This is a genomic window from Frigoribacterium sp. CFBP 13707 (genome assembly GCF_014842245.1).
In the GTDB taxonomy this organism is placed as follows: Bacteria; Actinomycetota; Actinomycetes; order Actinomycetales; family Microbacteriaceae; genus Frigoribacterium; species Frigoribacterium endophyticum.
Window position 1 is genome coordinate 539,867 of record NZ_JACYVL010000002.1, and the last position, 14,618, is coordinate 554,484.

The 14,618-nt window shown below is 70.2% G+C and carries 17 protein-coding genes; 16 read left to right on the forward strand and 1 reads right to left on the reverse strand.

What is annotated here, in order from left to right; all coding sequences use genetic code 11:
* Positions 1 to 2 precede the first annotated feature (2 nt).
* The 14 genes from prfA (at position 3) to IFT45_RS06305 (ending at position 12,281) form a co-directional block, all read left to right on the forward strand.
* Entirely contained in the window at positions 3 to 1,085 is a 1,083-nt protein-coding gene (gene prfA / locus IFT45_RS17050) for a peptide chain release factor 1 (RefSeq protein WP_056053933.1), read from the forward strand.
* A gap of 5 nt (positions 1,086 to 1,090) precedes the next feature.
* Positions 1,091 to 1,969, forward strand: a complete 879-nt coding sequence (prmC, locus tag IFT45_RS17055; RefSeq protein ID WP_192127418.1) for a peptide chain release factor N(5)-glutamine methyltransferase — start codon at positions 1,091 to 1,093, stop codon at positions 1,967 to 1,969.
* Between the two features lie 38 nt (positions 1,970 to 2,007).
* Positions 2,008 to 2,685, forward strand: coding sequence for an L-threonylcarbamoyladenylate synthase (locus tag IFT45_RS06250; RefSeq protein ID WP_056053936.1), 678 nt, complete (start codon positions 2,008 to 2,010; stop codon positions 2,683 to 2,685).
* Positions 2,682 to 3,953, forward strand: a complete 1,272-nt coding sequence (locus IFT45_RS06255; protein ID WP_056053940.1) for an MraY family glycosyltransferase — start codon at positions 2,682 to 2,684, stop codon at positions 3,951 to 3,953. The genes IFT45_RS06250 and IFT45_RS06255 overlap by 4 nt, the downstream gene beginning before the upstream one ends.
* Complete coding sequence (locus IFT45_RS06260; protein ID WP_056053945.1) at positions 3,953 to 4,381, forward strand: hypothetical protein; 429 nt, start codon at positions 3,953 to 3,955, stop codon at positions 4,379 to 4,381. The genes IFT45_RS06255 and IFT45_RS06260 overlap by 1 nt, the downstream gene beginning before the upstream one ends.
* 233 nt (positions 4,382 to 4,614) lie before the next feature.
* Entirely contained in the window at positions 4,615 to 5,421 is an 807-nt protein-coding gene (atpB, locus tag IFT45_RS06265; RefSeq protein WP_056053948.1) for a F0F1 ATP synthase subunit A, read from the forward strand.
* Between the two features lie 54 nt (positions 5,422 to 5,475).
* A complete protein-coding gene (gene atpE, locus IFT45_RS06270) occupies positions 5,476 to 5,709 on the forward strand; it encodes an ATP synthase F0 subunit C (protein ID WP_043594505.1) in 234 nt (77 codons plus the stop codon).
* A 20-nt stretch (positions 5,710 to 5,729) separates the two neighbouring features.
* Positions 5,730 to 6,287 carry a F0F1 ATP synthase subunit B gene (locus IFT45_RS06275; RefSeq protein ID WP_056053950.1) on the forward strand — a complete coding sequence of 186 codons (558 nt, stop codon included), beginning with the start codon at positions 5,730 to 5,732 and terminating at the stop codon, positions 6,285 to 6,287.
* A gap of 2 nt (positions 6,288 to 6,289) precedes the next feature.
* A complete protein-coding gene (locus IFT45_RS06280) occupies positions 6,290 to 7,084 on the forward strand; it encodes a F0F1 ATP synthase subunit delta (protein WP_185232248.1) in 795 nt (264 codons plus the stop codon).
* A gap of 59 nt (positions 7,085 to 7,143) precedes the next feature.
* Complete coding sequence (atpA, locus tag IFT45_RS06285; RefSeq protein ID WP_056053956.1) at positions 7,144 to 8,781, forward strand: F0F1 ATP synthase subunit alpha; 1,638 nt, start codon at positions 7,144 to 7,146, stop codon at positions 8,779 to 8,781.
* Between the two features lie 44 nt (positions 8,782 to 8,825).
* Entirely contained in the window at positions 8,826 to 9,725 is a 900-nt protein-coding gene (locus IFT45_RS06290) for a F0F1 ATP synthase subunit gamma (protein WP_056053959.1), read from the forward strand.
* Positions 9,726 to 9,764: 39 nt separating this feature from the next.
* Entirely contained in the window at positions 9,765 to 11,225 is a 1,461-nt protein-coding gene (atpD, locus tag IFT45_RS06295) for a F0F1 ATP synthase subunit beta (RefSeq protein WP_056053962.1), read from the forward strand.
* 2 nt (positions 11,226 to 11,227) lie between these two features.
* A complete protein-coding gene (locus tag IFT45_RS06300; RefSeq protein WP_167258956.1) occupies positions 11,228 to 11,488 on the forward strand; it encodes a F0F1 ATP synthase subunit epsilon in 261 nt (86 codons plus the stop codon).
* Between the two features lie 25 nt (positions 11,489 to 11,513).
* Complete coding sequence (locus tag IFT45_RS06305; protein WP_192127226.1) at positions 11,514 to 12,281, forward strand: peroxide stress protein YaaA; 768 nt, start codon at positions 11,514 to 11,516, stop codon at positions 12,279 to 12,281.
* Positions 12,282 to 12,347: 66 nt separating this feature from the next.
* Here the strand turns inward: IFT45_RS06305 and IFT45_RS06310 are convergent, their stop codons facing one another.
* Entirely contained in the window at positions 12,348 to 12,914 is a 567-nt protein-coding gene (locus IFT45_RS06310) for a methylated-DNA--[protein]-cysteine S-methyltransferase (protein ID WP_082514314.1), read from the reverse strand.
* Between the two features lie 225 nt (positions 12,915 to 13,139).
* Here IFT45_RS06310 and IFT45_RS06315 point away from each other — a divergent pair, with 225 nt between their 5' ends.
* Both IFT45_RS06315 and IFT45_RS06320 read left to right on the forward strand, forming a co-directional pair.
* The gene (locus tag IFT45_RS06315) at positions 13,140 to 13,673 is read left to right on the forward strand and encodes an FHA domain-containing protein (RefSeq protein ID WP_192045572.1); all 534 of its coding nucleotides are present in this window, start codon (positions 13,140 to 13,142) and stop codon (positions 13,671 to 13,673) included.
* Positions 13,670 to 14,488, forward strand: coding sequence for a PP2C family serine/threonine-protein phosphatase (locus IFT45_RS06320; RefSeq protein ID WP_056053975.1), 819 nt, complete (start codon positions 13,670 to 13,672; stop codon positions 14,486 to 14,488). Before IFT45_RS06315 ends, IFT45_RS06320 begins: the two co-directional genes overlap by 4 nt.
* Positions 14,489 to 14,618 lie beyond the last annotated feature (130 nt).

Below are 14,618 nucleotides of genomic sequence, written 5' to 3' on the forward strand. Positions count from 1 at the left end.
CGGTGTTCGAGTCGGTGTCGGTGCTGCTGGCGGAGCACGACGACCTGCAGACGCAGCTCAGCGACCCTGCCGTGCACGCCGACGCGGCTCGGGCGAAGAAGATCAACCGCCGCTACGCCGAGCTCAGCCGCATCGTGGCTGCCCACTCGGCGTGGCAGCAGGTGCAGGACGACCTCGAGGCCGCGCGTGAGCTCGCGAAGGAGGACGACGCCTTCGCGGCGGAGGTCCCCGCCCTCGAGCAGGGCCTCGACGAGGCCCAGGAGAAGCTCCGGCGACTCCTCATCCCGCGCGACCCCGACGACGGCCGCGACGTGATCATGGAGATCAAGGGCGGTGAAGGAGGCGCGGAGAGCGCCCTGTTCGCCGCCGACCTCCTGCGCATGTACCTGCACTACGCGGAGTCGAAGGGCTGGAAGAGCGAGATGATCGCCAGCGACGACTCCGACCTCGGCGGCTACAAGAACGTCCAGGTCGCGATCAAGTCGAACGCCAGCGACCCCGCGCAGGGCGTCTGGGCGCACCTCAAGTACGAGGGCGGCGTGCACCGCGTGCAGCGCGTGCCGGCGACCGAGTCGCAGGGGCGCATCCACACGTCGACGACGGGCGTTCTCGTCTTCCCCGAGGTCGACGAGCCGGAGGAGGTCGACATCAACCAGAACGACCTCAAGATCGACGTCTACCGCTCGAGCGGCCCCGGCGGCCAGTCGGTCAACACGACCGACTCCGCCGTGCGCATCACCCACCTGCCCACGGGCATCGTGGTCGCGATGCAGAACGAGAAGAGCCAGCTGCAGAACCGCGAGGCCGGCATGCGCGTGCTCCGCGCCCGCATCCTGGCTCGCCAGCAGGAGGAGCAGGCGGCCATCGCCTCCGACGCCCGGAAGAGCCAGATCCGCGGCATGGACCGCTCGGAGCGCATCCGGACGTACAACTTCCCGGAGAACCGCATCGCCGACCACCGCACCGGCTACAAGGCGTACAACCTCGACGCCGTGATGGACGGCGCGCTCGAGCCCGTCGTCGAGTCGTGCATCCAGGCCGACGAAGAGGCGCGGCTCGCCGAGATCGGCGACACCGCGTCGTGAGCGCCGTGGCCGACGCCTTCTCCGGCGTCGGCACGGTCGACGCCGCCCTCGCGGCGGCGACGGCCGTGCTGTCGTCGGCCGACGTCCCGACCCCGTCGGTCGACGCCGAGCGCCTCCTCGCGCACGCCACGGGGGTCGAGCGCGGCGTGCTCCTCGCGCGAGCCGTCACCCGGTCGCCCGTGACCCGGGAGCAGGTGGAGTCGCTGGTCGCGCTCGTGTCGCGCCGCGCCTCCCGCGAGCCCCTGCAGCACATCACCGGCACGGCCTGGTTCAGGTCGCTGGCCCTGCAGGTCGGCCCGGGCGTCTTCGTGCCCCGGCCCGAGACGGAGGGTGTCGCCCAGCTCGCCGTCGACGCGCTGCGCGCGGCGCCGTCGGCGGAGCCCCTGGCCGTCGACCTCGGCACCGGCAGCGGTGCACTCGCGCTGGCCCTGGCGACCGAGGTGCCGCACAGCCGCGTCTGGGCCGTCGAGATCTCGCCGGAGGCCGCAGCCTGGACGCGGCGCAACATCGACTCGGTCGGCGCCTCGAACGTCACGCTCGTTCTGGGCGACATGACGGACGCGCTGCCCGAGTTGGACGGTCGGGTCTCCGTCGTCGTGAGCAACCCGCCGTACATCCCGCTCGGGATGGTCCCGCGCGACCCCGAGGTCCGGCTGCACGACCCGAGCACGGCGCTCTACGGCGGGGAGGACGGCCTCGTCCTGGTCCGGGCGCTCTCGCTGACGGCCCGTCGCCTGCTGCACCCGGGGGGCGCCCTCGTCGTCGAGCACGGGGAGCAGCAGGGCGCGGCGATCCGCGGGATCCTCGACGCCGACGGCTGGCGGAGCCCCGAGACCCAGCCCGACCTCACCGGCCGAGACCGGTCGACGACGGCGGTGCGCTGACCCGGCCACCAGGTCGGTCGCACTATCATCGTCTCGTCATGACCTCCTCCTACGACCTCTCCGTCGCCACCGAGCTGCTCACCGGCATGCGCGCCGCCCGTGGCGCGATCGGTCGCGGCGAGCTCGTGGTCATGCCCACCGACACCGTGTACGGGCTCGCGGCCGACGCCTTCGACTCCTCCGCCGTGCAGGCGCTGCTCGACGCCAAGGGCCGGGGCCGGCAGTCGCCTCCGCCCGTGCTGGTGAAGGGTCTCGACACCCTCGCCGCGCTGACCGAGTCGGTGCCCGACCTGGTGCGGCCCCTGCTCGACGAGTTCTGGCCCGGGCCGCTGACCGTCATCTTCCGGGCCCAGCCGTCGCTGAGCTGGGACCTCGGCGAGACCCGGGGCACCGTCGCCCTGCGCATGCCGAGCCACCCCATGGCCCTCGAGCTGCTGGAGGAGACCGGCCCCCTGGCGGTCTCGAGCGCGAACCTCACGGGCCAGCCCGCGGCCGCAACCGTCGACGATGCCCGCGCCATGCTGGCCGACCGGGTGGCCGTCTACCTCGACGCCGGGCCGGTGGGGGAGAGCTACGAACGTCGCCCGGGCGCGAACACCGGCTCGACGATCGTCGACGCGACCGGGGCGGCCGACGGCGTGCTCCGCATCGTGCGCCACGGCGTCCTGCCCGACTCCGAGATCAGACGCGTCGTGGGCGACGCCGCCGTCGCGTGAGGTACTACCTGCTGGCCTTCGCGATCGCGGCGGGGGTCAGCTTCGTCCTCTCGTTCGTCGTCTGGCGGCTCGGCCTGCGCTTCAAGCTCTACCCGGCCATCCGTGACCGGGACGTGCACCGCACGCCCACGCCCCGCCTCGGCGGCATCGCCATGTGGGCGGGCGTGGTCCTGGCTCTCCTGGCGGCGTGGTTCGTCTTCCCCCTGATCTCCGGCATCGACTACTTCCGTCTCGTCTTCGCCGACCCGGGGCCCCCGCTCGCCATCATCGGGGCCGCCACGATCATCGTGGTCATCGGCGTGGTCGACGACCTCTACGACCTCGACTGGATGACCAAGCTCGCCGGCCAGATCATCGCCGCAGGCGTCCTCGCGTGGCAGGGCGTCCAGCTGCTCTCCCTCCCGATCGGCAGCAGCCTGGCCGTGGGCTCGCCCTTCATGTCGCTGATCCTCACCATCCTCGCGGTCGTGCTCGTGATGAACGCGGTGAACTTCATCGACGGCCTCGACGGTCTGGTCGCGGGCGTGACGATCATCGCGAACGTCGTCTTCTTCGCGTACAGCTTCGCCATCTCGCTGACCATCGGCCAGACGGAGTACTTCAACCTCTCCGCTCTCCTCACGGCCGTCCTGACCGGGGCGTGCCTCGGGTTCCTGCCGTTCAACTGGCACCCCGCCCGCTTGTTCATGGGCGACGCGGGCGCCCTCCTGACCGGGTTGCTCATGGCCACGAGCGCCATCTCCGTGACGGGGCAGATCGACCCGGCGACCATCTCCCGCAGCGCCCTGCTGCCCGCCTTCATCCCGATCCTGCTGCCGTTCGCCGTGCTCATCGTGCCGCTGCTCGACTTCGGCCTCGCGGTGCTCCGTCGGGTCAGCGCCGGCAAGTCGCCCTTCACGGCCGACCGCAAGCACCTGCACCACCGCCTCCTCGACATGGGCCACTCGCACTTCCACGCCGTCCTGATCTTCTACGCCTGGACGCTGGTCGTCTCGGTCGGCTGCCTGATGTTCCTCTTCGTCAAGCCGACCTCTCTGGTCGTCGCCTTCCTGGTCGTCGGGCTGGTGGCCTGCGCCGCCCTCACGCTCGCCCCCCTCAGCCGTCGCAAGAAAGTCGAGGTGGCCGTCCAGTCAGCTCGCCCGGCCGATCTCGCGACGTCCCGGTCGGATCGCTTCGATCCGCTCGACCAGGCCGCCGGGGGCCTCGACCACCTCGACGCGGCCGACCCGGTCGACGTCGCGTCGCCACCACCCCCGAAGGACCACTGATGAACGCCCGATCGATCTTCACCAAGATCCTGACGTACACCGGGCTCCTGGCCCTCGCGATCGCCGTCGTCGGCGGAGGGGTGGGCTGGCTCACGGCCGGCTCGGACGGGCTCTGGAGCGCGCTCGTCGGGGTCGCCCTGGCGATCGTCTTCGCCGGCATCACGGCGGGGAGCATGCTGATCGCCATCCGCTTCCGCCTCGCGGCCTTCTTCGGGATCGTCATGGGAGCCTGGCTCCTCAAGATCGTCGTGTTCGTCGTCCTGCTCGTGCTCGTCCGCGACCAGCCCTTCGTCGACGACGTCGTGCTCTTCCTGGCGCTCGTCGTGTCCATCGTGGGGACCCTCGTCATCGACGCCCTGGTCGTCGTCCGGGGTCGGCTGCCCCACGTGAGCGACGTCACGCTGCCCGAGGCGCCCGTCGATCGTTAGGCCGTCGCACCGCTGACGGTCGTCTCGAGGCCCCTGAGCGTCCGCGCTGCACGCACAAGCATGCACAGCGCGAAAGAACCCCCGTCGATTCGCTGTCCTGAGGGTTACCTTGATAGGGTGATCTCCGTTCCCCGGCCGCGATTCTCTGCGGGTTCGGATGACAACCCCACCAATCGTCGCGACACTTCAGGGTGCTCGCCCCGACACAGGAGATAGCGCTGATAGCGAACGCTGTGAACCTGCTCTCCGCTGCCGACGCCGGCCACGGAGACGGGGGATTCCACGCCCCGACTCTTGACGAGTTCTTCCCTTCCGCCATCTTCTTCGAAGGCACGCCCTTCGAGCTGAACCGCATCATGCTGGTCCGCCTCTTCGCGATCGCCGTCATGCTGCTGCTGTTCTGGCTGGCCCTGCGCAAGGGGCGGCTCATCCCGTCCCGCGGGCAGAGCATCGCCGAGCTGGGCCTCGACTTCGTCCGCATCCAGATCGTCGAGGAGATCCTCGGCGAGAAGCTGGGTCGGAAGTACCTCCCGCTGCTGGCGGCCATGTTCTTCGGCATCTTCGCCATGAACATCACCGGCATCGTCCCCGGCCTCAACATCGCGGGCACCTCCGTGGTCGCGATGCCGCTCATGCTGGCCGTCGTGGCCTACGTGATGTTCATCTACGCCGGCATCCGCGAAGCGGGCACGGGCACGTTCTTCCGGAACGCCCTCTTCCCGCCCGGGGTCCCGTGGCCGATGTACATCCTCCTGACGCCCATCGAGTTCATCAACATCTTCATCGTCCGGCCCATCTCGCTGGCGCTGCGACTGCTGCTGAACATGATGGTCGGCCACCTCCTGCTCGTGCTCTGCTTCGCGGCGACGCACTTCTTCTTCTTCAGCATGAGCGGCGGGTTCATCGCCTTCGGCGCCCTGACCTTGGTCGGCGGCTTCGTGATGACCATCGTCGAGATGGCCGTCGCCGTGCTGCAGGCCTACGTCTTCACACTCCTCGCCTCGGTCTACATCCAACAGGCCGCGGCGAAAGAACACTAAGTACGACGAGTTCCGTCACCCGACGAAGCTCGCCCAACCGGAAGGAAACACACAGTGGACACCACCACGATCCTCGCTGAGATCAACGGCAACATCGCGACCGTCGGCTACGGCCTCGCTGCGATCGGCCCCGGCATCGGTATCGGCATCGTCGCGGGCAAGACCGTCGAGGCCATGGCTCGCCAGCCCGAGCTCGCCGGCCGTCTCCAGGTCACCATGTTCCTGGGCATCGCATTCACCGAGCTGCTGGGCTTCATCGGCCTCGCCGCCGGCTTCATCTTCTCCTGATCAGTTAGGACGACACACCGATGATCGAGACGATCCTCGCGGCAGAAGGGGCACCCGAAGGGGCAGCCGTCTTCTTCCCCGCTGTTTACGACGTCCTGTGGTCTGCCGTCGTCTTCGTGGTCATCGCGGCGTTCTTCGGGATCTTCGCCATCCCGAGGTTCCGCAAGATCCTCGACGAGCGCGCTGAGCGCATCGAGGGCGGCATCAAGCACGCCGAGGCCGCCCAGGCCGAGGCCGCGCAGGCGCTCGGCGAGTACAAGAAGCAGCTCGCCGACGCTCGCGCCGAGGCTGCGCGCATCCGGGAGGCCGCGCGCGCCGAGGGAGCCGAGATCCTCGCCGACCTCAAGCAGCAGGCCCAGGCCGAGGCCGACCGCGTCACCGCGAACGCCCACGTCCAGATCGAGGCCGAGCGCGCGGCAGCAGTCGCCTCGCTCCGTGCCGAGGTGGGCTCGCTCGCGATCGACCTCGCGTCGGGCGTCATCGGTGAGTCGCTGAACGACGACGCTCGCGCGTCGGCCGTCGTCGACCGCTTCCTGGCTGACCTCGAGGCCGACCAGAACGCGAAGGCGGGCAACTGACGATGGGTTCCATGTCCAGAGAGGCCCTCAGCTCGGCGCGGTCGGTCCTGACCGACCTCGGCGACTCGGCCGACCTGGCCACGGGCGAGCAGCTGCTCGACGCCGGTCGGGTCATCGGCGGGTCCGTGCAGCTGCAGGCCTACTTCGCCGACCCGGCCGTCGACGCCGCCGTCAAGAAGCAGCTCGTCGACCGACTCTTCGGCTCCTTCACGGAGCCTGCCCGTGCTCTGCTCCTCTCGGTGGTCGGCAGCCGCTGGTCGTCGTCCGACGACCTGCTCGCCGGCATCGAGGAGCTCGGGTTCCGGGTCGTCGCCTCGAGCGCGCCGTCCGACAGCAGCATCGAGAACGAGCTCTTCGGGTTCGACGCCGCGGTGTCGTCCGACGCTCGGCTCGAGCTCGCGATCGGCACGAAGCTGAGCGACCCCGAGGCGAAGGCGGGCCTCGTCCGTCGGCTCCTCGAGGGCAAGGCGAGCGCGCAGACCCTGGCGATCGTCACCCACCTCGTCCGCCAGCCGCGAGGCCGCCGCATCGGCGAGCTCGTCCGCACGGCGGCCGACATCGTCGCCGACCAGTCCGGGCAGCTCGTGGCCACGGTGACGACGGCGAAGCCGCTCGACGCCGCCCACGCAGAGCGGCTCGAACGGGGCCTCTCGCAGCAGTTCGGCCGCGACCTCCGCATCAACCAGGTCATCGACCCCGCCGTCATCGGCGGTCTGCGCGTGCAGATCGGTGACGAGGTCATCGACGGGACCGTCGCCACCAAGCTCAGCCTGCTCCGCCTCCAGCTCGCCGGCTAGGCACGCTCCCACACACAGACTCGAGGCCTCCCGAAGCCTCGCTACGAATAGGAATCACAATGGCAGACATCAAGATCAGCCCCGATGAGATTCGCGACGCGCTGAAGGACTTCGTCTCGTCGTACGACCCGTCGAAGGCCTCGACCACGGAGGTCGGCTACGTCACCGACGCCGCTGACGGCATCGCTCACGTGCAGGGCCTGCCCGGCGTGATGGCCAACGAGCTCATCCGCTTCGCGGACGGCACGCAGGGCCTCGCGCAGAACCTCGACGAGGACGAGATCGGCGCCATCGTGCTCGGCGAGTTCTCGGGCATCGTCGAGGGCATGGAGGTCACCCGCACGGGTGAGGTCCTCTCCGTCCCCGTCGGCGACGGCTACCTGGGTCGCGTCGTCGACCCGCTCGGCGCACCGATCGACGGCCTCGGCGAGATCGCGACCGAGGGGCGTCGTGCCCTCGAGCTGCAGGCGCCCGGCGTCATGCAGCGCAAGTCGGTCCACGAGCCCATGCAGACCGGCATCAAGGCCATCGACGCGATGATCCCCGTCGGCCGCGGCCAGCGTCAGCTCATCATCGGTGACCGCCAGACCGGCAAGACGGCCATCGCGATCGACACGATCATCAACCAGAAGGCCAACTGGGAGTCCGGCGACACCACGAAGCAGGTCCGCTGCATCTACGTCGCCATCGGCCAGAAGGGCTCGACGATCGCCTCCGTCAAGGGTGCGCTCGAAGAGGCCGGAGCCATGGAGTACACGACGATCGTCGCCGCTCCCGCCTCGGACCCGGCTGGCTTCAAGTACCTCGCCCCCTACACCGGTTCGGCCATCGGCCAGCACTGGATGTACGGCGGCAAGCACGTCCTCATCATCTTCGACGACCTGTCGAAGCAGGCTGAGGCCTACCGTGCCGTCTCGCTCCTCCTGCGCCGCCCGCCGGGCCGCGAGGCCTACCCCGGCGACGTCTTCTACCTGCACTCGCGTCTGCTCGAGCGCTGCGCGAAGCTGTCCGACGAGCTGGGCGCCGGGTCGATGACGGGTCTCCCCATCATCGAGACGAAGGCCAACGACGTCTCGGCCTACATCCCGACGAACGTGATCTCGATCACCGACGGCCAGATCTTCCTGCAGTCCGACCTGTTCAACGCGAACCAGCGTCCTGCTGTCGACGTCGGCATCTCGGTGTCGCGAGTCGGCGGTGACGCACAGGTCAAGTCGATCAAGAAGGTCTCCGGCACGCTCAAGCTCGAGCTGGCGCAGTACCGGTCGCTCGAGGCCTTCGCGATGTTCGCGTCCGACCTCGACGCCGCGAGCCGTCGTCAGCTCGCTCGTGGAGCCCGCCTGACCGAGCTCCTCAAGCAGCCCCAGTACTCGCCCTACCCGGTCGAGGACCAGGTCGTCGCGATCTGGGCCGGCACCAACGGCAAGCTCGACGAGGTGCCCGTCCCCGACATCCTCCGCTTCGAGCGCGAGCTCCTCGACTACCTGGGTCGCAACACCTCGGTGCTCTCGGACCTGCGCGAGAAGAACGTGCTGTCCGACGACATCGTGTCGACGCTCGACTCGTCGATCGACGCCTTCAAGCAGGAGTTCCAGACGGGCGAGGGCAAGCCGCTGGCCTCCGTCGGCCGCGAGGAGTTCAGCGCCACCGACGCCGACGACGTCAACCAGGAGAAGATCGTCAAGGCCAAGCGCTGACGCGCCCGACCGACGATCACGACTGACGAGACAACAGGAGAGTCATGGGAGCCCAACTACGGGTCTACCGCCAGAGGATCCGCTCCGCGCAGACGACCAAGAAGGTCACCCGCGCCATGGAGCTCATCTCCGCCTCGCGCATCCAGAAGGCGCAGGCGCGGATGAAGGCCTCGGGGCCGTACTCGCGTGCCATCACGCGGGCGGTGTCGGCCGTGGCGACGTTCTCGGACGTCGACCACATCCTCACCACCGAGCCGGCGACGATCGAGCGGGCCGCGGTCGTGGTCTTCACGTCCGACCGCGGGCTCAACGGCGCCTTCAGCTCCAACACGCTGAAGGAGGCGGAGCAGCTGTCGCAGCTGCTCCGCAGCCAGGGGAAGGACGTCGTCTTCTACCTCGTCGGGCGCAAGGCGCAGAACTACTTCGCGTTCCGCAAGCGTGACTCGGAGCAGATCTGGACGGGCAACACCGACCAGCCCGAGTTCGCCACGGCGAAGGAGATCGGCGACGCGGTCGTGTCGAAGTTCCTCACCGAGGCCGCCGAGGGCGGCGTCGACGAGATCCACATCGTCTACAACCGCTTCGTGAACATGGTCAGCCAGGTTCCCGAGGTCGTCCGTCTGCTCCCTCTCGAGGTGGTGGAGGGCATCGAGGAGCCCGCCGAGGGCGAGGTGCTGCCTCTCTACGACTTCGAGCCCGACCCCGTCGAGGTGCTCGACTCGCTCCTCCCGGTGTACATCGAGAGCCGCATCTTCAACGCGATGCTGCAGTCGGCCGCCTCGGAGCACGCCGCACGCCAGAAGGCCATGAAGGCTGCCAGCGACAACGCCGACACCCTCATCCGCGACTTCACCCGCCTCGCGAACAACGCTCGCCAGGCGGAGATCACGCAGCAGATCTCCGAGATCGTGGGCGGCGCCGACGCCCTCAGCTCGGCCAAGTAGATCTGCACCCCAGTTTCACCATCCGAAGAGAGAGAAGCCATGACTGACACCGCAACCGCGCCGGTCGCGACCGAGTCGGCTCCCGGCGTCGGGCGAATCGCCCGGGTCACGGGCCCCGTCGTCGACATCGAGTTCCCCCACGACGCCATCCCTGGCATCTACAACGCCCTGCACACGACGATCACCATCGGCGAGAGCACGAGCGAGCTGACCCTCGAGGTCGCGCAGCACCTCGGCGACGACCTCGTCCGCGCCATCGCCCTCAAGCCCACCGACGGTCTCGTCCGTGGCCAGGAGGTCACCGACACCGGCGGGCCCATCACGGTCCCCGTCGGCGACGTGACCAAGGGCAAGGTGTTCAGCGTCACCGGTGACATCCTGAACCTCGAGGGCGACCAGAAGGTGGAGATCACCGAGCGCTGGCCGATCCACCGCAAGCCCCCGCAGTTCGACCAGCTCGAGTCGAAGACCCAGCTGTTCGAGACCGGCATCAAGTCGATCGACCTCCTCACTCCCTACGTGCAGGGCGGCAAGATCGGCCTGTTCGGCGGTGCGGGCGTCGGCAAGACCGTCCTCATCCAGGAGATGATCCAGCGCGTCGCGCAGGACCACGGTGGAGTGTCCGTGTTCGCCGGTGTCGGCGAGCGCACCCGTGAGGGCAACGACCTCATCGGCGAGATGGACGAGGCCGGGGTGTTCGACAAGACCGCCCTCGTCTTCGGCCAGATGGACGAGCCGCCGGGAACGCGCCTCCGCGTGGCCCTGTCGGCGCTGACGATGGCGGAGTACTTCCGCGACGTGCAGAAGCAGGACGTCCTGCTCTTCATCGACAACATCTTCCGCTTCACGCAGGCCGGCTCCGAGGTGTCGACCCTCCTCGGCCGCATGCCCTCCGCGGTGGGGTACCAGCCGAACCTGGCCGACGAGATGGGCATCCTCCAGGAGCGCATCACGTCGACCCGTGGTCACTCGATCACGTCGCTGCAGGCGATCTACGTGCCTGCCGACGACTACACCGACCCCGCCCCGGCGACGACGTTCGCGCACCTGGACGCGACGACCGAGCTGTCGCGTGAGATCGCGTCGCAGGGCCTCTACCCCGCGATCGACCCGCTGACCTCGACGAGCCGCATCCTCGACCCCCGGTACCTGGGCGAGGCGCACTACAACACGGCCATCCGCGTCAAGGCCATCCTGCAGAAGAACAAGGAACTCCAGGAGATCATCGCCATCCTCGGTGTCGACGAGCTCTCCGAGGAGGACAAGATCACGGTCGCCCGTGCTCGTCGCATCCAGCAGTTCCTCTCGCAGAACACCTACATGGCGAAGAAGTTCACCGGCGTCGAGGGCTCGACCGTCCCCCTGAAGGACACCATCGAGTCGTTCACGGCGATCGCCGACGGCGAGTTCGACCACGTCGCGACGCAGGCCTTCTTCAACGTCGGCTCCATCTCCGACGTCGAAGAGAAGTGGGCTCAGATCCAGAAGGAGAACGGCTGATCGTGGCTGCTCTCACCGTGAGCGTCGTCTCGGCCGACCAGGAAGTCTGGTCGGGCGAGGCGAGCTCCGTCGTCGCCCGCACCTCCGAGGGTGAGATCGGGATCCTGCCGGGTCACGAGCCTCTCCTCGCCATCCTGGCCACGGGCCGGGTCCGCGTCCGCCAGGCCGACGGCACCACCGTCGAGGCGACCGCGGACGACGGGTTCCTCTCCGTCGAGAACGACACGGTCACCGTGGTCGCGCGCAACGCGCAGCTGGCCTGACCCGTCTCCTCCCTCCCGTTCCACCGTGCTGTTCCTGCTGCCCCCGTCCGAGACGAAAGTCGACGGGGGCAGCGGTGCGTCCGGGGTCGATCTCGACGCGCTCGCCTTCCCGTCGCTGCGCGCTCAGCGCGAGGACGTGCTGTCACGGCTCGCCGTCCTCTCGCACGACGTCGAGGCGTCCCTCGCCGCCCTCAAGATCGGGCCGCGGCTGCGCTCTGAGGTGGACAGGAACCGAGCACTGCCGACCGCGCCCGTGCTGCCGGCCCTGGCGAGGTACACGGGAGTCCTCTTCGATCCCGTCCGCGCCTCCGGCCTCAGCGTCGACGAATGGGCCTGGGCGGGGCGGCACCTCGTCGTGCACTCGGCCCTCCTCGGTCTCGTCTCCGCGACCGACCTCGTCCCGGCGTACCGTCTGTCGCACGACTCGCGCCTGCCGGGGGCGAGCCTCAAGGCCACCTGGCGGGCAGCCGTTTCGCAGAGCCTCGCGGAGGTCGACGACGTCGTGGTCGACCTCCGCTCCGAGGGCTACGTCGGCCTCGGCGCCGCGCCGGCCGACCGGTCGACGTACCTGCGTGTCGTCTCCGGCGCCGACGGCGCGCGCAGGGCGCTGAACCACTTCAACAAGAAGTCCAAGGGGCTCCTCGTGCGGGCGCTCCTGGACGACAGGCCCTCGCTGGAGACCCTCGACGACCTCGTCGAGTGGGCGGGAGGCCGCGGCATCGTGCTGGAGCCTGGGGCGAGGGCGGGGGAGACCGCGCTGGTCTCGGAGTCCGTCCTGACACCGGTGGGCTGACGCCCGCCTGCGTCGTCTGCTCCTCCCGCGGGGGACCTCCGCCCAGGGGCCCGGGCGCCGCAGGGGTCACGGGACGGCGACCGGGCCCTCCCGGTGGACGATGCCCTCGTGCTGGAGGAGCCAGCGCTTCGTCTCGACGCCGGCCCCGACCGTGTAGCCGGTGAGCCCTCCCGTGCGGCCCAGGACCCGGTGGCACGGCACGAGGATCGGGAGCGGATTCGCGCGCACGGCGCCGCCGACGGCTCGGCCGGCCTGAGGGCTGCCGATCGTCTCGCCGAGCCGGCCGTACGTCGTCGTCCGGCCCCACTCCACCGTCGCCAGCGCGGACCAGACCGAGCGCTGGAACGACGACCCCGTGAGGCGGAGCGGCAGGTCGAACCACCGGCGCACGCCGAGGAAGTAGTCGCGGACCTGGGTCCGTGCCGCGACGAGGAGGGCGTCGGGCCGCTCGTCGAGCCCGTCGTGGGGGAGGCGCCCCTCCGACTCCACCGCGACGCGCTCGACCGCGAAGCCACGGCTGTGGATCTCGATGCGCCCCACGGGGGAGTCGAGCCGGACGAAGCCGGAGCCCTCCGGGGCGACGTCGGCGCCGCTGCCCGGCGGCGGGGGCGGGACGAGGGCCAGGGTTCTCATGACGAGACCCTAGGAGAACGGGGGCCTCGGGGCGGCGCCGCCGGCGTGCCCTGTGGAGAACTCGCCGTCTCGCTGCTCGGGCCGACTGTCGGCGACCTGCCCCCGTCGCCACCGCCGGAGCAGGTCTGCCGGGCCGATAGCCTGGAGCGACGGCGTCCCGGGGCCCCGGCCCGCGCCTCCCGGCCTGTCGGTCACGACACGGCTGACCTCGACGAGCGGAGCGACATGGACCACGACGATCCGTCCCGCGACGACGACACCGTGGTCACGCCGCTCGTGCGGCCGCCCGGGCGGGCCGTGCCCCGCGACCTCGACGACACCGTCGTGCGGCCCCGGGGCGCTCGACCGGGCGGTGACCGGGCGGGCACCGCGCCCGTCCGACCTGCCCGCCGGCGCCACGGCGTCCGCGTGGGGACCGCGGTGCACTGGCTCGACCGACCGCTCCTCGTGGGTCGGCGGCCGGCCGCTCCCCGGGTGGTCAGGGGAGCCGAGCCACAGCTCGTCACGGTGCCCTCGGCGTGCGGCGAGGTCTCGGCGTCGCACGTGTCGTTCGACCAGCAGGGCGACGTGGTCGTCGTGACCGACCTGCGGTCGACGAACGGCACGGTGGTGGTGATGCCAGGCCGTGTTCCCGTGCGACTCCGGCAGGGCGAGTCGGTCGTGGCCCTCGCAGGGACCATAGTGGACCTCGGCGACGGCGTCCTCCTCGAGGTCCTCCCGCCTCAGCGCATCCCCCTCCAGGAAGATCCCCTCCCGTGACAGAGCTCGGCAGCCCCGTGACAGACCACCACCTCGCCCTCGAGGGGTCCACCCTGACCCTCGACTGGGCGGGCGTGACCGACGTGGGCCGCCGACGCGCCCACAACGAGGACAGCTACGTCGCGGAGGCCCCCCTCTTCGTCGTCGCGGACGGCATGGGCGGGCACAGCGCCGGCGACGTCGCCAGCGACGCCGTGGTGCGACGGCTGCACGAGGCGGCGACGGCGCCCTTCCTCACGACCGACGCGGTCGAGGAGGCCCTCCTGCGCGCCACGGAGGAGATCGCGGTCGCGGCCGCCGACACCGAGCTCGGCGTCGGCACGACCGTGACCGGGGCGTTCTTGTCGCTCGACGACGACGAGCCGTCGTTCACGGTCTTCAACGTCGGCGACTCCCGCGTCTACCTCCTCGACGCCGGCGTGCTGCGCCAGGTCACCGTCGACCACTCGGTCGTCCAGGAGATGGTCGACGCTGGCATGCTGCACCCCGACGACGCCGAGTCGCACCCCGACAGCAACGTCATCACGCGTGCGGTGGGCTTCGACGTGGAGCCCCGACCCGACTACTGGCGCGTGCCCCTGAGGCCCGGCCAGCGCCTCCTCGTCTGCTCCGACGGGCTCACGAAGGAGCTCGACGCCCGGGCGATCGCGACGACCCTCGGGGCGGCCGACGGCGCCTCCGGGGCGGCGGCGGACCTCGTCGAGCAGGCGGTGGCCGCGGGCGGCCGCGACAACGTGACGGCCGTCGTCGTCGTCGTGCGGGGCACGTCGCCGGCAGGCGACGCCGAGCCGGACGAGACCACCGTCCCTCGCTGACGCCCCACGGGCGCCGAACCCTCCCCCGAAATGGGGGGACCGACGTTGTCCCCCGAACGCTCTCGTCGACCCGGCGCCTCGGGGCGCCGACCTAGAATCGATCCGGTCGACGGGGCGTCGACGTGATCGA